Source organism: Salinicoccus sp. Bachu38, assembly GCF_038561955.2.
GTDB lineage: Bacteria > Bacillota > Bacilli > Staphylococcales > Salinicoccaceae > Salinicoccus > Salinicoccus bachuensis.
Window position 1 is genome coordinate 1,145,917 of record NZ_CP138333.2, and the last position, 24,130, is coordinate 1,170,046.

General features: G+C 48.0%; 27 protein-coding genes and 1 riboswitch. Of the genes, 19 read left to right on the plus strand and 8 right to left on the minus strand.

The genetic code is table 11. The annotated features are described in order from the left end of the window. Positions 1-68 precede the first annotated feature (68 nt). From RQP18_RS05640 to RQP18_RS05650, 3 genes are all read right to left on the minus strand, one after another. Positions 69-908 (minus strand): aldo/keto reductase, encoded by an 840-nt coding sequence (locus RQP18_RS05640; RefSeq protein WP_342389180.1) that lies wholly within the window; start codon positions 906-908, stop codon positions 69-71. Positions 909-923: 15 nt separating this feature from the next. Further along, positions 924-1,709: an SDR family NAD(P)-dependent oxidoreductase gene (locus RQP18_RS05645; protein ID WP_342389181.1), complete on the minus strand. Its 786-nt coding sequence runs from the start codon at positions 1,707-1,709 to the stop codon at positions 924-926. 164 nt (positions 1,710-1,873) lie between these two features. Continuing rightward, positions 1,874-2,371 (minus strand): GNAT family N-acetyltransferase, encoded by a 498-nt coding sequence (locus RQP18_RS05650; protein ID WP_342389182.1) that lies wholly within the window; start codon positions 2,369-2,371, stop codon positions 1,874-1,876. A gap of 200 nt (positions 2,372-2,571) precedes the next feature. Between RQP18_RS05650 and RQP18_RS05655 the strand changes: the two genes are divergently transcribed. The 10 genes from RQP18_RS05655 (at position 2,572) to RQP18_RS05700 (ending at position 10,402) form a co-directional block, all read left to right on the plus strand. Next, positions 2,572-3,450: an SDR family oxidoreductase gene (locus RQP18_RS05655; RefSeq protein WP_342389183.1), complete on the plus strand. Its 879-nt coding sequence runs from the start codon at positions 2,572-2,574 to the stop codon at positions 3,448-3,450. A 161-nt stretch (positions 3,451-3,611) separates the two neighbouring features. Beyond that, positions 3,612-4,811 (plus strand): AGE family epimerase/isomerase, encoded by a 1,200-nt coding sequence (locus tag RQP18_RS05660; protein ID WP_342389184.1) that lies wholly within the window; start codon positions 3,612-3,614, stop codon positions 4,809-4,811. 183 nt (positions 4,812-4,994) lie between these two features. Next, positions 4,995-5,414, plus strand: a complete 420-nt coding sequence (locus RQP18_RS05665; RefSeq protein WP_342389185.1) for a hypothetical protein — start codon at positions 4,995-4,997, stop codon at positions 5,412-5,414. 230 nt (positions 5,415-5,644) lie between these two features. Continuing rightward, positions 5,645-6,430, plus strand: a complete 786-nt coding sequence (locus RQP18_RS05670) for a transporter substrate-binding domain-containing protein (RefSeq protein WP_342389186.1) — start codon at positions 5,645-5,647, stop codon at positions 6,428-6,430. 24 nt (positions 6,431-6,454) lie between these two features. Continuing rightward, the gene (locus RQP18_RS05675; RefSeq protein WP_342389187.1) at positions 6,455-7,186 is read left to right on the plus strand and encodes a glucose 1-dehydrogenase; all 732 of its coding nucleotides are present in this window, start codon (positions 6,455-6,457) and stop codon (positions 7,184-7,186) included. Between the two features lie 15 nt (positions 7,187-7,201). Further along, positions 7,202-7,777: an amidohydrolase family protein gene (locus RQP18_RS05680; protein WP_342389188.1), complete on the plus strand. Its 576-nt coding sequence runs from the start codon at positions 7,202-7,204 to the stop codon at positions 7,775-7,777. A gap of 198 nt (positions 7,778-7,975) precedes the next feature. Beyond that, positions 7,976-8,458 carry an RrF2 family transcriptional regulator gene (locus RQP18_RS05685; RefSeq protein ID WP_342389189.1) on the plus strand — a complete coding sequence of 161 codons (483 nt, stop codon included), beginning with the start codon at positions 7,976-7,978 and terminating at the stop codon, positions 8,456-8,458. Between the two features lie 71 nt (positions 8,459-8,529). Next, positions 8,530-8,763, plus strand: coding sequence for a DUF896 domain-containing protein (locus tag RQP18_RS05690; protein ID WP_124010123.1), 234 nt, complete (start codon positions 8,530-8,532; stop codon positions 8,761-8,763). A 42-nt stretch (positions 8,764-8,805) separates the two neighbouring features. After that, a complete protein-coding gene (locus RQP18_RS05695; protein ID WP_342389190.1) occupies positions 8,806-9,798 on the plus strand; it encodes an LLM class flavin-dependent oxidoreductase in 993 nt (330 codons plus the stop codon). 124 nt (positions 9,799-9,922) lie between these two features. Further along, positions 9,923-10,402, plus strand: coding sequence for a SprT-like domain-containing protein (locus tag RQP18_RS05700; protein WP_342389191.1), 480 nt, complete (start codon positions 9,923-9,925; stop codon positions 10,400-10,402). 121 nt (positions 10,403-10,523) lie between these two features. Here the strand turns inward: RQP18_RS05700 and RQP18_RS05705 are convergent, their stop codons facing one another. The 4 genes from RQP18_RS05705 to RQP18_RS05720 all read right to left on the minus strand — a co-directional run bounded on the left by RQP18_RS05705 (position 10,524) and on the right by RQP18_RS05720 (position 12,994). Next, entirely contained in the window at positions 10,524-11,210 is a 687-nt protein-coding gene (locus tag RQP18_RS05705) for a response regulator transcription factor (RefSeq protein ID WP_342389192.1), read from the minus strand. Continuing rightward, a complete protein-coding gene (locus RQP18_RS05710) occupies positions 11,211-12,296 on the minus strand; it encodes a sensor histidine kinase (protein WP_342389193.1) in 1,086 nt (361 codons plus the stop codon). 96 nt (positions 12,297-12,392) lie between these two features. Further along, complete coding sequence (locus RQP18_RS05715; RefSeq protein WP_342389194.1) at positions 12,393-12,590, minus strand: DUF5957 family protein; 198 nt, start codon at positions 12,588-12,590, stop codon at positions 12,393-12,395. Beyond that, a complete protein-coding gene (locus tag RQP18_RS05720) occupies positions 12,587-12,994 on the minus strand; it encodes a DUF6220 domain-containing protein (protein WP_342389195.1) in 408 nt (135 codons plus the stop codon). Before RQP18_RS05720 ends, RQP18_RS05715 begins: the two co-directional genes overlap by 4 nt. 255 nt (positions 12,995-13,249) lie before the next feature. Between RQP18_RS05720 and RQP18_RS05725 the strand changes: the two genes are divergently transcribed. From RQP18_RS05725 to RQP18_RS05745, 5 genes are all read left to right on the plus strand, one after another. After that, the gene (locus tag RQP18_RS05725) at positions 13,250-13,966 is read left to right on the plus strand and encodes a prepilin peptidase (RefSeq protein ID WP_373446140.1); all 717 of its coding nucleotides are present in this window, start codon (positions 13,250-13,252) and stop codon (positions 13,964-13,966) included. After that, positions 13,963-14,646 (plus strand): RadC family protein, encoded by a 684-nt coding sequence (gene radC, locus RQP18_RS05730; RefSeq protein ID WP_342389196.1) that lies wholly within the window; start codon positions 13,963-13,965, stop codon positions 14,644-14,646. The genes RQP18_RS05725 and radC overlap by 4 nt, the downstream gene beginning before the upstream one ends. Before the next feature lie 11 nt (positions 14,647-14,657). Further along, complete coding sequence (locus RQP18_RS05735) at positions 14,658-15,020, plus strand: hypothetical protein (RefSeq protein WP_342389197.1); 363 nt, start codon at positions 14,658-14,660, stop codon at positions 15,018-15,020. A gap of 483 nt (positions 15,021-15,503) precedes the next feature. Further along, positions 15,504-17,240 carry an ABC transporter ATP-binding protein gene (locus tag RQP18_RS05740; protein WP_342389198.1) on the plus strand — a complete coding sequence of 579 codons (1,737 nt, stop codon included), beginning with the start codon at positions 15,504-15,506 and terminating at the stop codon, positions 17,238-17,240. Positions 17,241-17,245: 5 nt separating this feature from the next. Continuing rightward, entirely contained in the window at positions 17,246-18,988 is a 1,743-nt protein-coding gene (locus RQP18_RS05745) for an ABC transporter ATP-binding protein (RefSeq protein WP_373446141.1), read from the plus strand. Positions 18,989-19,185: 197 nt separating this feature from the next. Here the strand turns inward: RQP18_RS05745 and RQP18_RS05750 are convergent, their stop codons facing one another. Beyond that, positions 19,186-19,746, minus strand: coding sequence for a hypothetical protein (locus RQP18_RS05750; protein WP_342389200.1), 561 nt, complete (start codon positions 19,744-19,746; stop codon positions 19,186-19,188). Positions 19,747-20,059: 313 nt separating this feature from the next. Further along, positions 20,060-20,162, plus strand: a riboswitch (SAM riboswitch). Between the two features lie 57 nt (positions 20,163-20,219). On the opposite strand from RQP18_RS05750, the gene RQP18_RS05755 reads away from it, so the two are divergent. The 4 genes from RQP18_RS05755 to RQP18_RS05770 are packed head-to-tail and all read left to right on the plus strand — an operon-like array spanning position 20,220 to position 23,844. Further along, positions 20,220-21,242: a methionine ABC transporter ATP-binding protein gene (locus RQP18_RS05755; protein WP_342389201.1), complete on the plus strand. Its 1,023-nt coding sequence runs from the start codon at positions 20,220-20,222 to the stop codon at positions 21,240-21,242. Then, complete coding sequence (locus RQP18_RS05760) at positions 21,226-21,885, plus strand: methionine ABC transporter permease (protein WP_031548829.1); 660 nt, start codon at positions 21,226-21,228, stop codon at positions 21,883-21,885. The genes RQP18_RS05755 and RQP18_RS05760 overlap by 17 nt, the downstream gene beginning before the upstream one ends. A gap of 1 nt (position 21,886) precedes the next feature. Beyond that, complete coding sequence (locus RQP18_RS05765; protein ID WP_342389202.1) at positions 21,887-22,690, plus strand: MetQ/NlpA family ABC transporter substrate-binding protein; 804 nt, start codon at positions 21,887-21,889, stop codon at positions 22,688-22,690. Further along, positions 22,690-23,844: an aminotransferase class I/II-fold pyridoxal phosphate-dependent enzyme gene (locus RQP18_RS05770; protein ID WP_342389203.1), complete on the plus strand. Its 1,155-nt coding sequence runs from the start codon at positions 22,690-22,692 to the stop codon at positions 23,842-23,844. Before RQP18_RS05765 ends, RQP18_RS05770 begins: the two co-directional genes overlap by 1 nt. Positions 23,845-24,130: the final 286 nt, after the last annotated feature.

Consider the following 24,130-nt stretch of genomic DNA (forward strand, 5'->3'; position numbering starts at 1 on the left):
GGCTGATGTTCATGTTCTCCGCCAGGGGTATCTTTTGTGTTCATATTATATTTTTGAATGGTGATTTCCTATTTCTTGCCATTGAATGTGGCAGGGTCCGAACCAATGCGAGTATCTTTATTCAACTGGTCGATCCGGTTAATCTGCGCATCACTGAGGGAGAAATCGAATACGTCTATATTTTCTTCGATTCTCTCAGGTGTCACCGACTTCGGAATGGTGACGAGACCATTTTCAATATTCCAGCGGATGACAACCTGGGCTGGAGACTTGCCGGTTTCTTCCGCAATCTCATTGATGGTCTCATCAGTCAGTATTTTGGCGTTCATCAGTGGTGACCAGGATTCCATGATGATCTTACGGGACTCCAGGAACAGCTTCAAATCATTCTGGACAAGGTAGGGGTGATACTCCACCTGGTTGATGACCGGCTTGACATCCGTCCGCTGCAGAAGTCTTTCCAAGTGTGGAATCATGAAGTTGCTGACGCCGATGTTTTCGACCCGGTCGTTATTGTACAGATGTTCCATCTCCTGCCATGTCTGAATCATAAGCTCTTCATCCGTGCCCGGCCAATGTACGAGGTACAGGTCCAGATAGTCGAGCTGCAGATTTTCCAAAGAAGTATCGTAGGCCTTCTCCACATTTCCCTGACCATAGTCGTCAAACCATAGTTTGGAAGTTACGAAAAGATCGGAGCGGTCGATCCCCGCTTCCTTGATGCCTTCCTTGATCCCTTCTCCGACACTCTTTTCATTTTTGTATATCATGGCCGTGTCGATACTGCGGTAGCCATTTACAATCGCATGTTTGACTGCATTTTTACATTCTTCACCATCTTCAACCCTGAATACACCCAGGCCCACTTGTGGCATCGTATTTCCATTGTGAAATTCAACATTCTTCATATCTTTTTTCTCTCCTTATTCCTGAGGTTTGGCCTTCTTGGCATGGTTTGCCGCTTTGACAGGCTCAGGTGTTCTTCTATTTTCCTCTGCCTGTTTCTTCGTTTCTTCATCACCACAGACGACATGGTCCAACCTGTTCATCAGTGCTTCATAGCCCTGCTTGGCAACTTCTTTCTTATCATTCTTGATGCTGTCGTCACCGAAGTAGGTTGAATCCATACCGGCATTGTGGTGGAAGTCCGTGTTGGTCGCACCAGGAAGCATAGCTGTCACATTGACTCCTGTATCTTTAAGTTCCTCTCTTAGCGCCTCGGCAAACATGAAGGCGAACGCTTTCGAAGGACCATAGACTGTTTCATATGGCGTAGGAAGGGTGGCGGAAAGGGAAGAGACGATCAGAATGTTTCCCTCCTTGTTCGGTACCATATGATTCACGACACGTTTGGCTGTATGGACAGTCCCGGAAATATTGATATCGATCAGCTTCAGTTCCTCTTCAAGATTATTATCAATGAAAGCACCGCCCAGACTGACACCGACATTCAATACGGCTGCATCGAGCTTGCGATTCCTGCCTTCTACAAATTTCCAGAAATCCTCGACCCCTTCATAGGTGGATGCATCTGCCTGAAGCGGGTAGGTCTCGACACCCAATTTCTCGATTTCTTTCGCTGATTCGTAGATTTTCTCACTTGAGCCGGACATGGCCACATCATAGTTGTCTTTCGCGAATAGTTTTGCCAGTTCAAAGCCGATACCGGAAGTCGATCCCGTGATCATTACAAATTTATTTCCAGACATGTTAAAACTCCTTTAGAAATTATGGTATTACTTATAAGTAGAACAGAAGGAATTCTAGTTCATACATAGTATTACCCATTAGTCCCTATATATAAAGAAATGAATATATAAAAAGAGAACCAGACGTGGAAAGCTGTCTCCAATATATCCAATCTTCTTTTAGGTCATTTCAAAAGCTTGTAGTAGACATTTACATTCTTATATTCTCCAAATGGATCCTGTGAATACTCAGGGATTTCACCAATGAGCTTATATCCTTCCGCCTGGTAGAGGACATTTGCCGGACCATCCTTTTCGGTATCCAGCATCAACAGCCACCTATTTTTCCGGATGGCCGCCTGTTCTGCATGCTGCAGCAATGATTTTGCGACACCTTTCCTGCGGACAGCTGGATGCGTCATCAGTTTGGCGATTTCCGCCCGGTGCTGTCCGTTTTCCTTATCGCTGAGATGCAGCTGGACTGTACCTGCTATCTGTCCATCCAGTATGGCGACGTATAGATGGACATGGGCGGACAGGACGCCATCCCAATAGCGGATGGCTGTTTCATCACTCATCGGGTGCAGGTAGTTCATGGAGGCGCCCTGGGCCACGACTTCCTGGAATAGCCGTGACAATTCCTCCCGGTCGTTCTGAATATCTTTTATTTCTTTGATTTCCATACTATGTATCTCCTTTCATCTTTCCTCATTATAAAATAAAAGCGCGGGGGACAGAAATATCACAACTGCAAACTGAAGCATTTTGAATCACAGTGGAATGATTAAAGGATAGACATTTGGATTGCTGGAAAGCGTTTAGCTTTTCCATGAAGTGGTACTGAAAGAGTGACTTTAATAATTCTCCAAGGAGGCATTTTATAATGAGTGAACTCGATAAACAGACGTATTTATCAGATGGTGTGAAGCCACAGACGCAGTCCCAGCAGCCCGGAGTAGAAAGGGAAATGGAGCCTGAACCGGTCTATGAACTGGAAAGCCATGTCGGTTCCGGCAAGCTGAAAGGAAAAGTTGCCCTGATTACCGGCGGTGACAGCGGAATCGGAAAAGCAGTTGCCATCGGCTATGCAAAGGAAGGGGCACATATCGCAATTTCCTACTTGGATGAGCATGAAGACGCCGAGGATACAAAGCAGCGGGTCGAGCAGGAGGGTGTAACGTGTACGCTGCATGCGGGGGACATTGCGGATGAAGCATTCTGCTTTAAAGTGGTGGAAGAAGTGATTGAAAAGCACGGCAAGCTGAATATTCTGGTCAACAATGCTGCGCGGCAGGAAGTGAAGAACAGCGTCGTGGACATCAGCGCTGAGCAGTTCAAACACACATTTGACGTCAATTTCTTTGCGATGGTGCATTTTACGAAAGCCGCAATTCCGCATCTGCAGGCTGGAGACAGCCTGATTTATACGACATCAATCAATGCATATGTCGGCAATAAGGCACTGATTGACTATACATCCACCAAAGGTGCCATAGTCGCTTTTGCCCGTTCGGTCGCCCAGGAGCTTGCCGAGAAAGGCATCCGGGTGAACGGTGTTGCACCTGGCCCAATCTGGACGCCGCTGATTCCGGCTACGATGCCGACCGATATGCAGGAATCATTTGGTGTCTCGTCCCCTCTCGGCCGTCCTGGACAGCCTGCAGATCTGGTCGAACCTTACATTCTGCTGGCTTCGGAAGGATCCGCCTATATGACCGGCCAGTTCATCCATGTAAATGGTGGGACGTACATCTCATCCTGACCCGTCTGATTGAAAATATGAATATGTGATGGAACGGCTGGTAAAGGTGAATGTGACTTCTTTGCTCAGCCGGGCACCCATCCACAGAGCAGAACTGCAGAAAAATGAAACACTCCATTTTCTGCAGTTTTTATTAATTTTACTATAGGAGGAATGAGCAAATGGCAGATTCACTTGATTCATCCATCGACTTCAAAGATGAAGCGGAATTGAGAAAGCAGGTATTCAAGATATTGGATTTCTACTATCCTGCCTGCATCGACCATGAAAAGGGCGGTTATATCAACGGCTTTCTGGACGATGGTTCAATCAACGATACCGTCACAAAGCATCTGGTGGCGACGAACCGATACATCTACATCTTCAGCATAGGTGCCATACTGGATGGTCCCGAATGGTGCCTTGAATCAGCACGACACGGCATCCGTTTCCTGAAGGAACATCACCTGGATCAGGATAATAATGGCTACTTCTTCGAGTTGAAAGGCACCGATGTGGAGAACGATTCAAAGATGGCCTACGGGCATGCCTTTACGCTTCTTGCATCCGCAATCGCGTATGAAGCGGGCGTCGAAGAAGCGAAAGACGTTCTGGATAATGTGTATGGAGTATTGGAGACGCATTTCTGGGACCCCGAACATGGATTCTACAAAGACGAATGGAACGCCGCCTGGACGTCTCTTTCGTCTTACAGGGGCCAAAATCCGAACATGCACATGTGCGAAGCAATGCTGACTGCATATGAAGCGACCGGGGAAGAGAAGTATCTGGATAAGGCATATACCCTGGCTGAAGGTGTGACCGGGAAACTGGCAGAGCGTTCCGGTGGCATGGTCTGGGAGAACTATACACCGGAGTGGCAACCCGATTGGGAATTCAATAAGAACAACACCAAAGACGAATTCCGTCCGTTCGGTTTTGTACCCGGACACCAGTTTGAGTGGAGCAAGCTTTTGATGTGGCTGGATAGGCATCAGTCAGAACCTTGGATGCTCGAGAGGTCTGAAGCACTATTCCATAAAGGCTGGGATCTCGGCTTGGACCAGGAATACGGCGGCATCTTCTTTGCGTTATCTCCGGAAAGGAAAGTCATCGATGATGACAAGAACTACTGGGTGATGGCAGAAGCCATTTCCGCTGCATCACTCCTGGCGGCCAAGACCGACAATGCATTCTACTGGGATGCCTACGACCAGCTGTTCCAGTATTCATCGGAGCATCTGATGGATCATGCGCATGGTGGCTGGTACAAATTGCTGAACAGGGAGAACCAGCCTTATAGTGATGTGAAAACCTCCCCTCCTAAAACGGACTATCATCCTGTGGCTGCATACTACCAGTCGATTCTTGCATTTGATTAAAGTGTTGAAACTTCACTGGTGAAATTACTTATGACTCCGGTATTCACCCGGGGTCATCTTTTATATCCATGGGGCATGTGGATTTTTCTCTAATTATCCGTCCGGCATCCATCACTTTGAACACGCCCATTTTTTCGATAGTTATGATAGTATTGATATGCTTGATTTTCCATATTTAAAGGATTGCTGAAAGGAAGATGCTCTATCAATATTTGGGCATGGTCTGGTCTATTGGGGATTATTATATTTACTCCTGTACTGGCCAAGAAAGTCAGGACTGATGCAGAAAAGCGGAAAGCAAGGGTGGCTGTATTGATTGTCCTGTCAATCATCATGACAGTAATAATCTTTAAAATAAGTCTTATCACTGCCTTTCTAGTTGGTGCCATTGCAATGATTGTGGTTAATAAGGAAAGATATTCAAAGAAGCGGCTGATCATCTATGTGACAATTGCTGCGCTAATAGGCATTGCAATGTATTTCCTGTTAAAAGGTGAGCAAATGGCACTGCAAGAGGCAGCAAACGGGATGATGATCACGGACAGTTCCAACACCAATAGGGGGCTTCCGGAAGCATTATTGAAAGCGGTCATCCATTCATAGGTGATGATGGCTTTAAAAAATTGAAATTGAATAAAATACAGACTATATAATCAACAGGCTCGCTGAGTCTGTTTTTTTATATCTTCATCACTTATTTAAAAGGTCTATAAGGAAACGTTAAATCATCTATAAAAGGTGCGATTGTGGTCCTCCCTATAGAATGATATATTGTTAGGAATGAAAGCATAGCATAAAAGTATGATTTTATTTTATAGATGGAGGCAGAGTTTATGAGGAAATGGTATATGTTTTTGGCGTTAACATTTGTACTCGTCATGAGTGCATGTGGAGAATCCAGTGCCAATGAAGAGGAAGCAGGTAATGTTATAAAAATTGGTTCGACACCGGATGGATACCCGCAAGTGTATTCGGAAAATGGTGAAGTCAAAGGGTTCAGCGCAGATGTCTATCAGGAAGTCTTCGATCGCTTGGGATATGAAATCGAATGGTCGCTGACGGACTGGACGGGCGCTCTGGCTTCCCTCGAGACCGGCAAGGTGGATACACTGGCCAATTTCGCAGTAACACCGGAAAGGCAGGAAAAGTACAACTATACCGATCCCTATTACTATTCCAGAGCAGGACTTGGGGTCGCGCAGGACAATGAAGACATCAATTCGCTGGAGGATGTCCAGGGCAAACGGGTAGCCAATGTCACCGGGTCGAACTATGGTGATGTTCTGAAGGCCCAGGACCAGGCGGATGGAATAGAACTGGTGAACTACGACACCATGGATGTCATCATCAGCGATGTGGCTACTGGAAATATTGATGCCTTTGTCACCGGCAGGGAGACGCTGCTTGCACAAATACAGGACAAGGGGATTCCGCTCAGGGTTACGGAAGAGGCATTTGGAGAAAAACTGGTCGCTCTGCCATTTGCCAAAACCGAAGAGAATAACCAGCTCATCGAGGAGATCAATGGTGCCCTCCAGGAAATGAGGGAGGACGGCACTTTGTCTGAAATCTCCAATGAATGGTTTGGTGAAGATGTGACCGTAAGTGCTGAGGAATAGCATCTGATGGATAGGGGAGTTTCTATGAAAAGAGTGGACGGAAAAGTTGCGATAGTTACCGGGGGCGCCAGGGGCATGGGCGCTTCCCATGTGCAAAAGCTTGCCTCTGAAGGGGCAAAGGTAGTGTTTACGGATCTGGATATCGAAGCGGGGAAAGCTTTGCAGGAGGATATCGGGCCGGATGTTCTATTCCTGGAACAGGATGTGACGGATGCAGATGCCTGGGGAAGCGTAATAGAGGAAGCGGCGCACACCTTTGGCCCTGTCAGTGTACTGGTCAACAATGCAGGCATAAACTACAGTGCTGCAATGGAGGAGTTTTCAGAGGATGCATATGATCGTGTAATAGAAGTGAATCAGAAAGCGGTATTCCTGGGGATGAAAGCCGTCGTGCCTTCCATGAAACAGGCAGGAGAAGGCTCCATCATCAATATCTCATCCATCGGCGGAATACGGGGGCGTCTGGAGAGCATCGCCTACAGCGCCTCGAAGTTTGCGGTGACCGGGATGACGAAAGTTGCGGCCCTCGAACTCGGACAGTACGGTATTCGGGTCAATTCAATCCACCCGAGCCTTGTGAATACGGACATGTTTTCCGAGAATGCCGGAGGAGGCAGCGTGGCGGGTGACCGGCCGCTTGGCAGGGTGCTGACGAAGGAGGAAGTCTCCAATCTCGTACTGCACCTGGCCTCTGATGAATCCAGTTATACTACCGGTGCCGAATGTGTAATCGACGGCGGACTGACAGCAAGATGAGGAGGCGTATATGATATGGCAATCGACTTCAAGATGAAGGCACCGATTCCAGAATGGGAATCACTTTTTGAACAGGGAAGGACCTCGGTATTGGAGAGGTTCAGTGTACTGAAGGATGTCACACCGACAGAAACGACCAGTCTGGAGGATGTACTTGATGAGATGGACAACCAGGGGGTTACCCATTCCGTGATTCTGGGAAGAAACAATCAGGCAGGCAGCTCGAACGCAGAACTGCTGAATTTCCTCTCCGGCAGCGAGGGAAAGCGGTTCTTTGGTTTCATAGGCATTGAGGACATGCCGGTGGAAGAAGCGGTGGAGACCATCCACAAGTATGCCGCCACAGGGAAGTTCCATGGCGTAGCAGCGAACCCCGCCAAAATCAGGCCGCTCACTCCCATTGGTGACCCAAGTCTGGATCCGATATTCGAGGCATGCATGGAGCATGATCTGCCATTCTGCATGACGCTCAGCATGCTGATTACACTTTTGGCTGAGGGGGCGGACTATGACTATATCCATCCCAGACAGCTGATCCGCGTACTGGATAAGTATCCGGACCTGGATCTCATCATTTCACATGCCTCCTGACATCATGACCAAGATTATGGAGGGGAATGCGCGTAGACTGTTGAAGATGGAATCATGAATGTTTAACAGTACAGATAAATTCTGTACTGTTTTTTATGTTCAAGTCGTCCCATTTGAACAGAATGGATGTTTCTGTTACAATTTACTTCAATCTGGACAACAATTATCCAGTTTATACGGAAAGGAAGTGATCAGGACATGAAAATGAAGACAGGGGTTGAACAGTCGGTCTATGCTGCCCTGCTGCTCAACATGCTCCCGGATGGGGCAGTGCTGCACAGCGAAGAGATCAGCAGGCAGATCGGCGCGTCTCCCACGTATTTTCAGAAGCTGCTCAGGAAAATGGGCAGTGCGGATCTGATCACTTCCGTACCCGGCACCAAAGGCGGTTTCAAGCTGAAGAAACGCCCGGAGGATATCCGTGTGTATGATATATATGTCGCTATAGAAGGGCAGCAGTCCCTCTATACACCGAGCGGCATCTTCGATGGCATGCTCGAACTGGGGAGTGATGATGAGCACTGCATCCTCGGCAGCCTGATGGATGAGGCGGAGGACTCATGGAAATTCGTACTCAAAAGGGAGACCATTGCTTCCCTGACCGAGAAGCTTCAGACGGAGCAATACAGCAGCCGGATGGCCGGCCTCAGAAAGTGGCTGGATGAAAAGATGGTCGTCTAGCATATTTGAGTAAACAGAGAAAAATGTCGCAATAGAGAGTGAGTATAAATATTAAAAGGTAGATGGTAAATATGATTATAGGACTTGATAGAATCAATGAGCTGGCAAGAAAGCAGAAGCGCATCGGCCTGACGGACGAAGAGCGTGCGGAACAGCGGCAGTTGAGGGAAGACTATATGCGCCAGTTCCGCGGACAGGTGCTCGACAACCTCGCCGGGCTTACGGTCATCGATCCGCTCGGCAATGACGTGACACCTGCAAAGCTGAAGCGTGAACAGGAGCTCAATAGACTCTTCGAACAATAGCGGCACCAGATTAAACGACAGACAAAGAAAAGGATGTTAATGATGAGATTAAGTGTACTGGACCAGGCACCTGTGACAAAAGGCAACACCGGCGTGGACGCGCTGAGAAAATCGGAGGAACTCGCTGTTCTTGCTGACGAACTCGGCTATTACCGCATGTGGATGGCCGAACACCACGGCATCGAGTCCGTCGTTAGCTCCGCTCCGGAAATCACGGCAGCAAGGCTTGCGGCAAAGACTGAGAATATCCGCATCGGCACAGGTGGTGTCATGATGATGCACTATTCACCGCTGAAGATGGCTGAAGTGTTCAAGACGCTCAGTGCATTCTCACCCGGACGGATCGACTTCGGCGTGGGCCGTGCACCCGGTGGAGACGGCAGGGCGGTATATGCACTGTCTGAAGGCAAGCGCCCCGAGATGGACAATATGTATGAGAAGTATCAGATTGCGCTTCAGCTGATTAATGACGAGACACCGGAAGGCAGACTGTTCGGCTCGACCCCTGCAGTGCCCGACGATGTAACATTGCCGGAAGCATGGATGCTCGGGTCAAGCGGCAACAGTGCCATCGAGACGGCCAAGATGGGCGTCGGATACTCCTTCGCACAGTTCTTCAATGGTGAACTCAGCCGCGAAATACTCGATGCCTACAGAAGGAACTTCAAGCCTTCAGCCTTCATGGAGAAGCCGGAAATCAACGTGTGCTACATGGTGACGGCGGCGGAGACGAAGGAAGAAGCGGAATACCAGGCACGGCCCCAGGACATTGCAGGCCTCTGGCTCTCCCAGGGCAGGATTGCGAAATCCCTCACACCTGAAGAAGCCAAAGACTATCCACTCACCGAGATGGACAAGATGAAGATCGAGCAGCGCCGTCCGCTCCATATCGTCGGATCGGCGAAGGAAGTGGCCGAAAAGCTTCAGGCGGAGCAGGAGATGTACGGCTTCGACGAAGCAATGATCGTCAGCATTCCGCACGCGCAGGAGACACGTCTCGATGTCTACAAGCTGCTTGCGAAAGAATTGTTCTAATCAATAGATGAAGCCAGGATAAATTATATCCTGGCTTTTTTTCTGCTGAAATGAATGTCCATCAGCACGTAAAATATGAGAAAATGAAGGAAACTGTAAGATCAGAAAAAAGAGGTCGATAGACATGGAACAGATACAGCTGGAGCGGCATGCGGATACATTCCTCAAACGGGAATTCGGCATGCCACTCGATATACCCATCCGGATTTCAAAACGCATGAAGTCAAAACTTGGCGCCTTCCGCATCAAATACATACGGGGCAAAGCACAAGACAAGGAGATGGAGATTGTGATGTCCCACACTTTCATCAGTAATAATTCCACTGAAACCATCCTCGATGTGCTGTACCATGAATGTGTCCACTATGCACTCTTCGCCAAAAATCAGCCCTACAGGGATTCGGACGCAACATTCATCAGGACCCTCGACCGCCTGGGGATTTCCAGGACACGGACTCACATGTATAGGGGAGAGAGCCACCTGTATGAATGCAGGAAGTGCAGGTACCAGTTCAGCAGGAATATGAAAGGGTATGAGAAGCGGTACATATGTCGTAGGTGTCGTGGAAGGTTTACGTACGCTGGGGTTGTCGAGAGAAGGTGACAGACAAAGTTTATCTGATAGCATGCATAGTATCGGCTTTAAAGGCTTCTTTGAATAGAACGGTGTTGCATAAATATAAAAACCTCCAACAGAAAAATCAAGAACAGCATATTACTATTCATTACTTCCTAAAGCGATACCCCACACCCCAAATGGTCTCTATGACCTTAGGGGTGGAGGGGTCTTCTTCTATCTTCTCGCGAATCTTTCTGATGTGGACGGTGACGGTGGAGTTGTCACCGATGGCGTCTATGCCCCAAATGCGTTCAAACAGATGCTCCTTGCTGAAAACAATGTTCGGATTCTCGGCAAGAAACTTCAACAGGTCGAATTCTTTCGCTGTAAAAATCTTTTCCTCACCGTTTATCATTACTTTACGTGAATCGGGTTGGATGAGGAGGCTGCCAATCTGGATTTCATTTGAATCTTTCTGGTTATTCTTCAGCCGGTCATATCGTGAGATATGGGCCTTGACTCGGGCGACGAGTTCATTTGGGTTGAAGGGTTTGACGATATAGTCATCTGCGCCCCGGTCGAATCCCCGTATCTTGTCGATGTCCTCTCTTCTTGCCGTAACCATCAGGATGGGGATGTCAAGTAAGTCCCTGAGCTGCCTGCACAGCTCGAATCCGTCGATGTCGGGAAGCATGAGATCGAGGAGGATAAGGTCATATGCTCCGGTACGTGCGAACTTCATGCTATCTTTGCTGTCTGATGCGATGTCGCTGTCGATACCATTCACTTCAAGATAATCCCGTTCCAATTCTGCAATACTCTGTTCGTCTTCTATAATCAGTACCTTTGTCACTTATTTCACCTTCTCAAATTGTAAGTAAATGCTTGTTCCCTCGCCCAGACAGCTTTCAGCCCGGACAGTCCCGCCATGCGCATCCATGATTTTCCTGACTATGGACAGGCCGAGACCACTTCCTCCGGTGGTGGAATTCCGAGATGCGTCTGCACGGTAGAAGCTTTCGAAAATATAGGGTAGGTCGGCTTCCAATACCCCGCTCCCATTGTCCCTTATTTCAACGGTGACATTCCTCTCATTTGAAGCCATATGCACTTCGATGTTCTTCCGCTCCTTGTCCATATATTTTACGCTGTTCTGTATGATGTTGGAAAAGGCACGTTTCAGCTTGTCCCTGTCCGCATATACAGTAAAGTCATCTGCTGGATTGGCATAAAGTACTGCCTTGCCTCCCCCCTTTTCAAGGTCGAATGATACATCTTCGAGCATGTCCGTGAGGAACGGGAGAAGGTCGATGCTTTCGAAATGGAAGGGCAATTGCTCCAAGTCGAGTTTCGAATACAGGAACAGTTCATCGATCAGCCGATCCATATCATCTGTCGTCTTTGAAATGGTGTCGATATAGCGTTCCATCTTTTCAGGAGTGTTTGCGACACCATCCTGGATGCCTTTCACATAACCCTTGATCGAGGTGAGAGGGGTCTTCAGGTCATGGGTGATGCCTGCAAGCAGCTCCTGTCTGTTCTCTTCGTACGCCCGTTGCCTTTTCCTGGCAGCATTCAGCTTCAGCCGCATGGCTTCGAATGTATTGCCGAGTTCACCCAGTTCATCTTTTCGTTCTGTTTCTACACTGTATCCCAGATCTCCTTCACTGATTCTTTTAGCAGCATGGGACAATTCATTGATGGGTCTGAGGATGCTTCTTGATACATAGTACGTCAAAAGACCGTTTGTTATGACGAGTACCAGAATCATTGCCGCAAATCTCAGGCCAAGGAAGAGGGTCATGTCCGAGCCTTCGGGGTTTCCATTGAATACGGCGAACAATATGTAGCCGAGAAGTATTTCAATCAGAAAGAAACCGAGGATAGGGATGATAATCATGCCGACATTCGAGAAGAGGAGCCGTTTCTTAATTGACAAGGATACCACCTGCCTAAATTTTTTACGTTAATGCCATTATAACCACATGGTCAAAATATAAAAATAGGACTACCATCAAAGGCAGCCTACCATTAGTCATTTTGAATGCACACTTTTGTGATCGATCATCGGGACCAGTATTGCGCAACCCAATGCAGTGAAGTAGGGCAGATACTTGATGCCGACCGGCTGATTGAAAACCATCATGCCGAGTACACCAATCATACTGGAGAGTGCAATTCCAAGTATGAAACCGCCGACCACACCGACGATCATAGCCAGAAATATTCTCATAACATTTCCTCCTTTTCATTTCCAAATACCAATTTGAAGTTTTTCACCACAATCCAAACCGAGAGCATGGACAGCAGAATGGCAAAGACTGTGTGAAGGGCGTTAATGCCATCGATTCCAATGTTCGCAGTAAAGTACATCAGAAATACCGAGACAAGAATCCCAAACAGCTGCCAATACACCCACCTCGGCATGGAGCCGACAAATGCAAATATCAGCATGATGATTGGCAGATTGAATCCAAACATATGAACAAACATCATGTGGTTCATCCAGTGTACCGGATCGTCAAAGACCGCCATCCCCGCGATGAAAACTTGAACCGTGACACAGAGTGCGAAAAGAACTGCCAGTAATAGATATATACCTCTCGCGGTCCGAACCCTCAAACTATTCTTTTTCATAATCAAAACTCCTGTTCTTTTGGAGATGGCTCCATCTTACATAGGAGAGATGAAATATCCCTTACGTAATTCTTAAGTAATTCTTAAATCGCAAAGTGTGTAATTTTTGGAATGATCAGTGCAGAAATGATGAATCTGCGGTCCTATGGAATCAGAAAAAGAATAAATGCGGAGGAAAGGCTGAGTTTTGTCGTTTTTGGATTTTTACAACAAAAATCATCGGAGGTAATATATTTGTAGTAGAGGAGGCGGAATATGATCTGGATCATATTGTTGGGTGGTATATGCGCATCATTCATGTATGCAGTTACAGAAGCAAAGCATTTCAGTATTCTATACAGAAGAAGTAGATGTGATAGTTGTCATTATACTTTGAAATGGTCGGAATTGATTCCAGTCGTCAGTTTTATACTGCTCAGGGGTAAATGTTCATATTGTAGGAGCAAGATTGATATAGGTGCTTTCATATGCGAGGTTTTATTGATTTTCTTTTATCTTCTTCCTTTATTTTATGACTTGTCACTTAAGGATCTCACCTTGTATTATCTTATGGTCACTATACTTATACCGATTGCTCTGAATGACTTCAAGACTTTTACGATTCCAAACCATATGAGCTTACTGTTTCTCTTTACTGGGCTTTTTTTGACGGATTTATCATATATCGAACCATTTAAAGATGTAGTCATCATCATTCTTCTCCACTTGTTCTATTTCCTGTTTTCAGACTCTGTAGGTTATGGAGATATCAAGTTGTTCACAGTAATCACATTGGTTACGCCGGTCAACTTTTTCGTCTATACAATTCTTCTCACCTATATAATTGGAGGATTATTTATCATCATTCTGCATTTCTACAGGAGTGATATGCCACGCAAAATTCCACTTGTCCCCTTTATAACAAACGCACTCATCCTATCGTTCATCCTTTATGAAGAAATAAATACAATCTATTTCGGAGGGTTCCTATGACACTATTAATCAAAGAAATGCATGACTCTGATAAACCTCGGGAAAGGTTGATGAACTACGGGCCCGACAAACTTACCAATCAGGAACTGTTAAGCATTATCATCAATACAGGCAATAGGGAAGAATCGAGTATTACAGTGGCCAATAGAATCATAAAAGACATGAAGACCATACGTGAACTCAGAGGACTGACCTATCAGGAATTGATCAGTGTAAAGGGTATAGGGGAAGCCAAGGCCATAACCATCCTTGCTGTAATTGAACTTGCAATCAGAATGCACACCCACTCACTTGAAGAGGATATTTTCATCAAGAGCCCGGATGATGTAAGTGATCTTCTGATGGAGAAGATGAGGTATTTTCAGCAGGAGCATTTCGTAGTTCTATATCTATCCACCAAAAATATGGTGATACACCAGGAAACGATGTTCAAAGGTTCATTGAACACCTCCATCGTTCATCCAAGAGAAGTGTACAAGGAAGCTGTGAAAAGAAGCGCAGCAGCAATCATATGTGTCCATAATCATCCAAGTGGAGATCCTTCGCCTTCCAGGGAGGATATAGAAGTAACAAGGAGGCTTCATGAATGTGGAGAGATGATAGGGGTCGATTTTCTTGATCACATCATTATTGGTTCTGGAAAATATATCAGCTTAAAAGAAATGAATTTCATTAAATAAGGAGTGGGTATATGGGATTGGATATGTATTTATATCTCCAGGAACGTGAGACCAATGAAGTCATCGAATATAGTTATTATAGGAAGTTTAACGCCCTGCAGGGTTACTTTGTAAAAAATTTCAGCCTTGGAAACTGTGATAGGGTCAAATTATCGGTAGAGATGGTAAATGAGCTATACTTGCTGCTTAATGAGGTTCGTCATTCTCCTGAAAAATCGCATCTTCTTATGCCTGTATTTCCCGGTCCATTCTTTGGTTCGTATGAGTATGACCGGATATACCACAACTATATCAACCAGGCGGCAGGCGATTTCTATCATGCCAAGTTCATAGACTATGGGAAATACGATCTTTTCTTCACTTCTGATTGGTAAAGTGCGATTTTAAACATTACAAATCGATTACAAATCTGTAATATTTGTAAATTCTGTTGAAAACCGAAATAGTTTAGGATATTATAAATATGACTTAAAAATGACATAACAAGGAGGACAACCTGATGATTAATGTAATTCTTTCATCCATAAACCAATTTCATAGTGTTGCCTCCTTTGATAGATTCTAATCATTCCGATTGGATCTAGATATCATATATATTATTTCTTATCTGTTGTAGGGAGGCTGCCGCCTCTCTATTTTTATGCCTGAAACCAGTGTGCACAAATAGAGTGCGCACTTTTTTTGACGTCATTTTTAAGAAAATTCCGTAAAAAAGGGGCTGATGATGTGGTATTTTCAATTTGCACAAGACAGTTTGATGCTATGACACCAACGAATTACACAACAAGGAAAACCAGAGGGGACCATCGACTGTAATTGTGGATTGACTCCCTGGTTTCAGACAGGGTGGTGATATCATGTTTGATTTTCTATGGAAATTGAAATGGTATTTTGGAGAGAATAAATGGAAGTATACGACAATCGTACTTGTACTGCTTGTGGCGAATATCCTTGAAATCATTCCACCGCAGCTGATCGGCTGGACGATCGATTTCATTGCCGGTGGGGAAATGACGGAGCGCCTGATGTGGCAGTTGGTCGGTGTGTTCATCGTGGTGACGGTACTGACTTACGTGGCGACATACCTATGGTCCTATCTGCTCTTCGACGGGGCGGTGAAGATCGAAAGCATCATCAGGATGAAGCTGATGCGGAAGTTCCTGCTCATGTCTCCGAGCTTCTATGAACGCAATAGGACGGGTGACCTGATGGCGAAGGCGACGAACGACCTGAAGATCGTGAACCAGGCTGCGGGCATGGGACTTTTGACCTTGGTGGATGCGACGACTTTCATGCTGACGATCATACTGGTCATGGGGTTCACGATTTCCTGGCAGCTGACTTTCTTTGCACTGCTGCCGCTGCCGATTCTGGCGATTGTCGAGCAGCGGCTCGGCAAAAGGATCAATGCGGCGCATACGGAGAGTCAGGAGGCATTTGGATCGATGAATGATTCGGTGCTCGAAATCGTGGAAGGGGTGAAACTCACCCGGAGCTATGTGCAGGAGGAGGCCGAGAACAGGCGGTTCAGGGGGATGACGGACGACTATCTGGAGAAGTTCATAAAGGTGGAGCGTCTTGATGCACTATTCCAGCCGCTGACGATCATCGTCACGACATTCAGCTTCATGGTGGCGTTCGGCTATGGCGCGGTGCTTGCGAACCGCGGCCTCATATCTATCGGAGACATCGTGGCCTTCAATGTCTATCTGAACATGCTGATATGGCCGATGTTTGCCGTCGGCATGCTGTTCAATGTCATGCAGCGGGGGAATGCCTCGCTGACGCGCATCAACAGTGTTCTGGATACGGAGGATGATGTGAATGATCAAGGCGTGCATGGAATCCAGAAATCAAATATGGATTTCGACCACGTTTCGTTCCAGTATCCGCTGAGTAGAAGAACGAACCTGGATGATGTATCGTTCACGCTCAGAAGCGGCCAGACGCTCGGTATCGTGGGGAGGACGGGCAGCGGCAAATCAACGCTCATCAAACAGTTTCTGAAGTTCTACCCGGGAGGTGAGGGCAGCCTGGTCATTGATGGCCGGCCGATATCGGAACTTGACCGGAGTACGCTGCGGGAGAAGGTGGGGTATGTCTCCCAGGAGAACATCCTCTTCTCAAGGACGGTGCGGGAGAACATACTGTTCGGAAATCCTGAGGCGACGGAGGCACAGCTTGAGAGCGCCATCCGTCTCAGTGCACTCGACCAGGACCTCAAGCGGATGCCTCACGGGCTCGATACGATGGTCGGTGAAAAGGGCATTGCCCTGAGCGGCGGACAGAAACAGCGGATCTCCATTGCACGGAGTCTGATCCGGGATCCGGATATACTGATTCTGGATGACGCCCTCAGTGCTGTGGATGCAAAAACGGAAAAGCGGATCATCGACAGCATCCGTAAGAATCGGACGGATAGGACGACCATCATCGTGACACACAGGCTGTCCGCCATCCAACATGCCGATCTGATCGTCGTCCTGGATGATGGACGGATCATCGAGACGGGCACGCACGAGACGCTTTCGGTCTCAGGCGGCTGGTACAGCCGGCAGAATGAATACTATCTGAAGGGCGGTGCATCGACATGAGGGAAATGAAAAGACTGATTGATTATGCCCTTAAGTTCAGAAGGCAGTTCATTCTGGGGATTTCATTGATGATACTCATGGTTGGTTTCGAACTTCTGGGACCCTTCATTGCGATGCTGATACTCGATCGACACATACAGGAGGGCACGGGGGAAATTGAACTGCTTCCCATCTATCAGCTGCTTGGGGTATTTCTCGCCATCAAGATACTGCATGCAATCTTCAGCTACCTCCAGGAAATCGTGCTGCAGAAATCGGGAGCCCTTGTAGTCCAGGAAATTCGCAATGATGTCTTCCGTCATGTGCAGAAGCTGCCGATCCGCTATTTCGACGACCTGCCGGCCGGAAAGGTGGTCGCCAGAATAACGAACGATACGGAATCCATCCTGCACATGTTCTCAGAGGTGCTGCCGGTGTTCTTGGTGAGTACCCTGACCATCGGCGGCATTACGGCAGTGACATTCTTCATCAACTTCTGGGCGGGACTTGCCATGCTTATGGTCATTCCTCTCGTAGTCATCTGGATGACGCTCTACAGGAAGTACTCGGAAGGATACAATCATATGCGGCGGGAGCGGAACAGCGACATCAACGCCATGATCAACGAGTCGATCAGCGGCATGCCGATCATCCAGGTCTTCAACCGGGAATCTCAGGTGACGGAGGAATTCAAAAACCTGAACGATGGATACGTCAGGAGTTCGAACAGCCTGATCAGACTTGAAAGTGCCACCGGAGAGAATCTTATGGGAACCTTCCGGTCCCTGCTGTTCGCCGTGACGGTCTATATATTCGCCTCCGCTTTCCTCGACGGGTCGGCGGCGCTGTCGGTCGGGACGATGTACATCCTGGTCGACTATATTACACGTTACTTCAATCCATTGTTCGAGATCATCCGCCAATTGGATATATATGAGCAGGCACGGGTGGCGGCAATTAAAGTGTTCGAACTGCTGGATGCGGAGGCTGAAAAGAATGACACAGGTGTGCTGGGTCAATTTGACGGACATATTGCCTTCGGACGGGTCGGCTTCTCATATGACGGCAAACACCAGGTGCTTGAGGATATCAATATGGAAGTATCACCGGGAGAGACGGTGGCACTTGTTGGCCATACAGGGTCCGGCAAAAGTTCAATCATCAATCTGCTGATGCGGTTCTACGATCCGACCGAAGGCACCATACGGTTCGATGGCAGGGATACCCATACCATCGGCAAGCAGTCGCTGAGGCAGCACATGTCGATTGTGCTCCAGGATCCCTTCATCTACAGCGGTACGCTGCTGTTCAATCTCAGACTGAACAATGCGGACATTACTGAAGCGGAGGCAGAGGCGGCGCTCGTGAGCGTGGGTGGTGCCGAAATGCTGTCCAGACTGCCGGAGGGAGTTCATACAGAGCTTGCAGAACGCGGATCGACACTGTCCCTCGGGGAACGGCAGCTGATTTCATTCGCCCGTGCCATGGTGTTCGACCCTAAGGTGCTCGTACTGGATGAAGCGACGAGCAACATCGATTCGGAGACGGAGCAGATGATCCAGCATGCCATGAAGGTCGTAAGCCGGAACAGGACGACATTCATCATTGCGCACAGGCTCTCGACGATCCAGCATGCGGATCAGATTCTGCTGCTTGATGGCGGCCGTATTGTCGAGCAGGGCAGTCATGAAGAACTTCTCAAGTCAGGCAGGGAGTACGCCAAGATGTACACCATGCAGCTCGGTCAGCCACGAACGATGAATGCATGAAAAATATCATGAAGCTCGAGACTTCTGTATAAAACTGATCAGGCATTGTGCCAAGTATGACAACCTTCCATCCTGCAAGATAAAGATCATCTGCCATTTGGGCAGATGGTCTTTTTGGCAACAGAGGCAAAGGAACTTCACTTGGCAGTGCACTGCTTTTCATTCTTAACGTATAGGTGTGTTGATCATAAGCATCCTCAGTTTCTATCGTGGTCAACCGCAAAGCTGAAAACAAGCTTCAATATATATAAAGCGAGCAGAGCATTTAGAATAAGGTGAGTATCCGCCAGTAGGATGAGTGCACCTACTCCTGTTAGAGCTGACGCCATCCCAGCGGTACGCTGAATCCCTCTCCCCCCAATATGGGTAATGATCCAGGCAGATGCGATGGCGAAGAGCCAAACGGCCGTGGACAAAAGCAAATTGCCGAACAGCCATCCCAGTATCAGTGGCTGGATGTGGACTCCTAGAAAAACTAATCTTGCTGTATGGCTTGTCTGGTAGTATGCATTCGTCCCTTTTGTAACATTAGCTGTGACACCGCCGGTTATGTCTACTGTAAGTATAATCAGTAGTGCCGTTTTCCATACTGTAAGCCCGGACCATTCGTTATATGTGTAGAACAGCAGGAAAGATGAGAGGATGAGGCAACTGGCCAAGACAATTGTTAATTCTGCTTTTGTTGTTCTTCTTCCAAATAGCTCATGCAGAATTTTAGGGATTTGCAACGCTCCTTCAGTACTTATCTTTTTATTCATTACCTTCCCCCGTTCTTTCAAAATATTCTCTTGCACAAAGCAATCCTCTTCTGATTGCAGTAAAATTATTTATAACTACGTAAAGGACCCTCTCTTCCCGGCAACGAAAGATTCATCTATATCAAACCATTGGATAATACCTGGCTTTATACTTCCATTTTAACATTGCCCCTCGTGCTTCAGCCCAGTCTGTTATGAATATTGTACATTTTCAGGGCGAGCCTGACGGCAATTATGGCTGAATAGACTTTAGTTGTCTGAAATTTGACTTATCTCGCCAATTCATGTAGAGTAATGAGCATTCAATTGAATACTTTTATCCAGAGAAGTGGAGGGATTGGGCCCTGTGAAGCTTCAGCAACAGGCCGGGAGGCACTGTGCTAAATCCCGCAAGCCTCAGGCTTGGCAGATAAACGATTGAAGCCATTTGCCATTGGGCAGAGGGCTTTTTATTTTGGGAAGGAAGTGATGGAATGGCCATTGTGCTTGAAGATGTGTCGAAGACATATGAGGTCAAGGGGAGAAGAATCGAGGCTCTGAAGAAACTCTCCCTGACGATAGAGGACGGGGAGATATTCGGACTGATCGGTTTCAGTGGAGCGGGAAAGAGTACGTTGCTCAGGCTGATTAATCTGTTGGAAGCCCCGAGTTCCGGTAAAGTGAATGTGAACGGAACCGAACTTGGAAGCCTGTCGGGAGATGATCTCAGGATCCGGCGGCAGAAGATCGGCATGATCTTTCAGCAGTTTAATCTGATTGAATCGAAAACGGTCTATCAGAATATAGAGTTCGTGCTGAAGGCAAGCAGGTATGACAGGAAGAAGACGCGGGGACGCATCGAGGAACTTCTTGATCTTGTGGGACTCGGTGACAAGGTGGACAGTTACCCGAAAAATCTGAGCGGCGGCCAGAAGCAGCGTGTCGGCATTGCCCGGGCCCTGGCGAACCATCCGGACGTCCTGCTGTGTGATGAGGCAACCAGTGCACTCGACCCAGATACGACGAAGACGATCCTGAAGCTTCTGAAGCGGATCAACAGGGAACTTGGCATCACAATCGTGCTGATCACCCATGAGATGGAGGTCATAAAGGAGATTGCAGATCGTGTGGGGGTCATGACGGAAGGCGAAATTGTAGAAATGGATGATGTATACAGCATATTCAGCCATCCCGAGCATGATGTGACGAAGGGGTTCGTACAGGATATATATGATTTCACCATCCCGCCCCATATCGACGTGAACGAACGTTCGGAAGTGATCACCATAAAATTCCTCAATGAGCACGCCGAAGCGAACTATGTCAATCAGCTCTACCGCCACTTTGAGTGTGACATCAGCATTCTGAACGGCCGCATCGAATACATACATGATATGCCGCTCGGCTTTCTGATGCTGCACGTAAAAGGCGAACCGGGGGAGATCATCCGGCTGAAGGGCTTCATCGACGAATCCAGAGGAATAGAAAGGGCTGGAATCTATGCAAAGATTGACTGAGATTGCACCGCTCCTCTACCGTGCACTGCTTGAGACGACACTGATGGTGTCCATTTCCATTTTCTTTGCGGTGCTGCTCGGGCTCCCGCTCGGCATACTGCTCTATATCACGGCGAACCCGCTGCTGTTCCGGATAAAGCCTTTGAACCAGTTTCTGGGTGCAGTCACCAACGTGATCCGCTCGTTCCCGTTCATCATACTGATCGTCGCCATCATGCCGATTGCAACGTGGCTGACGAACAGTTCACATGGCCCGGTATTTGCAAGCGTGGCATTGTCACTCGCTGCGATTCCGCTGTTCGCAAGGCTCGTCGAAACGAGCTTCAACGGCGTCAATACGGGCGTCATCGAAGCGAGCATCGCCGGAGGTGCCTCCCTATGGCTGATCGTCACGGACGTCCTGATACCGGAATCGAAACGCGGCATCACCCAGGCGATTACGCTGACGATCATCTCCATCGTCGCCTTCAGTGCAACGGCAGGCGTCGTCGGCGGGGGCGGCATCGGCGACCTTGCCATCAGATACGGCTACTACCGATATGATACGGTGACGATGGTGGCGACGGTCGTCGTACTGATCATCATCGTCCAGCTGATCCAGCTCATCGGAGACTACTTGAGCCAAAGACAGGAGGGGAACTGATATGCGTGGAATATTGATATTTCTTGCTTCGGCAATGGCAGTGATCATCGGATCGAGTGCCTTGCTCTATGAAGGGGAGGGCGAGGTCATCACAATCGGTGCATCAACGGGACCGTACAGTGATATGGTGAATTTCGCCCTGAAGCCGGCACTCGAAGAGCAGGGGTATGTGGTGGAGATCGTCGAATATACGGATTACATCCAGCCGAACAATGCGCTGCATAATGGCGACCTCGATGCCAACCTCTATCAGAACAAATCCTTCATGCAGGATTTCAACAACGAGAATGGCACTGACTTCATCAATCTGATCCAGGTGCCGACGGCACCGATGGGTCTTTATTCCAGCGAATACGACTCTATCGAGGAGATTGAAAATGGCAGCGAAGTCGCTCTGCCGCTCGATCCGGTCAATTCCTCAAGAGGATTCCAGACGCTGATGGACGCAGGACTTGTAGAAATCGCTGAAGATGCCAACATGCTGGCCATCGAAGAAGCGGATATTCTTCAGAACAACAAGAACCTGGAGTTCGTCTACCAGGATTCGGGCCAGCTGCCGAGGAGTGTGGACCAGATCGGACTGTCGCTCGTACCGGGCAACTTTGCCCTGGCAAGCGGTATGGACCTGGCAGACGCATTGCAGCTTGAGAACATGAACGAGAACTTCCGAAACCAGATCGTCATCAATGCAGAAGATGAGGATACGGAACTTGCCCGTGCCCTTGTCCAGGCTGTTGAATCAGATCATTTCAAGCGGACGATAGACAACCAGTTCCAGGGATTCGACAAACCGGAGGGATTCTGATGGCAAACAGACTGCTCAGCAGCATACCACCAAGCTACTTCAAAACAGCGATGTCGAGTGATGCGAAACAGGGTCCGTTGCCGCTGATCAATCTGGCAGTCGGCATTCCGGACGGCGAGACTCCGGAGCCGATTCTGAATGCGGCGGCCGACGCACTATATAAGGAAGAGAATCAGCGGTATGGCCTTTTCAGGGGAAAGCAGTCCTTCAAGGATATGATCATCAGATTCTATCTTGACCAGTATGGCATCGAACTCGCGGAGCACAATATTGCGCTCCTCTATGGTACGAAAAGCGCCCTGGTCCAGTTTCCGATGATGTTCATAGAACCCGGGGAGGGCGTCTATCTGCCGAATCCGGGCTATCCGGACTATGCAGCCGGGGTCAGGCTGGCACGTGGGGAAGTGTATGATCTTCCGCTTCTGCCGGAAAATGATTATCTGCCCGATTATGACAGCCTCCCGGCAGTTGAGCTCGGAAATGCCCGGCTGGTCTATCTGAACTACCCGTCCAATCCGCTCGGTGCCGTCGCAGACAGGGGCTTTTTCGACCGCACGATCGAGAAATTCAAAGACACGAAGACCCGCATCGTGCATGACTTCGCCTATGCGCCGTTCTCTTTCGGAGGCCCTCATCCGAGCATACTTGAAAGCGACCCGGACCTGGAGTGTGCAATCGAAATATACTCGCTCTCCAAGGGATTCAACATGTCCGGCTTCCGTGTGGGGTTTGCGGTCGGCAACCATGAGATGATCGAAGCGATCAATACGTATCAGGACCATACCCAGACCGGCATGTGGGGTGTTCTGCAGGATGCATCCGTCACGGCACTGGAGAATGCAGCAGAGATACTGCCGCGCCAGGAGGAGAAGTTCCGGCGGAGGAGTAACCGCGTGACTGGGGCATTTACAGAAATGGGCATCCCGATCAATCCCATCAGAGGCGGGATATTCGGCTGGATCCAGGTGCCGGAAGGCCATGATGGGGAGTCCTTCAAGGACCTTCTCCTGAAGGACCAGTCCATCCTCGTGACTCCCGGCATTCCATTCGGATCGAGGGGACGGGACTACATCAGAATTTCGCTTGCCGTCAGTGACCAGGTGCTGGAAAATATCATTTCACGATTTGGAAACATCCGCCATCTATGGCAGTAATGTGGAAAAGTACAACATTTAATTGCAGATCACCCCTTGAAAGCATGCGGAAATACATGTACTATAATAGATGTAATGAAAACGACATAACAAGTCATGAAGTAGTGATGTCCATCGCGAATCGTGGCTTTGATAGAACAGATCCATTCTTGTTCTAGATATCATATATATTATTATCTTATCTGTTGTAGAGAGGCTGCCGCCTCTCTATTTTTTTGTTTTACATATGCTTATCAGAAACGACCGTCTATGGTATTCTTTTATCATATATCAACGATTTAATGGA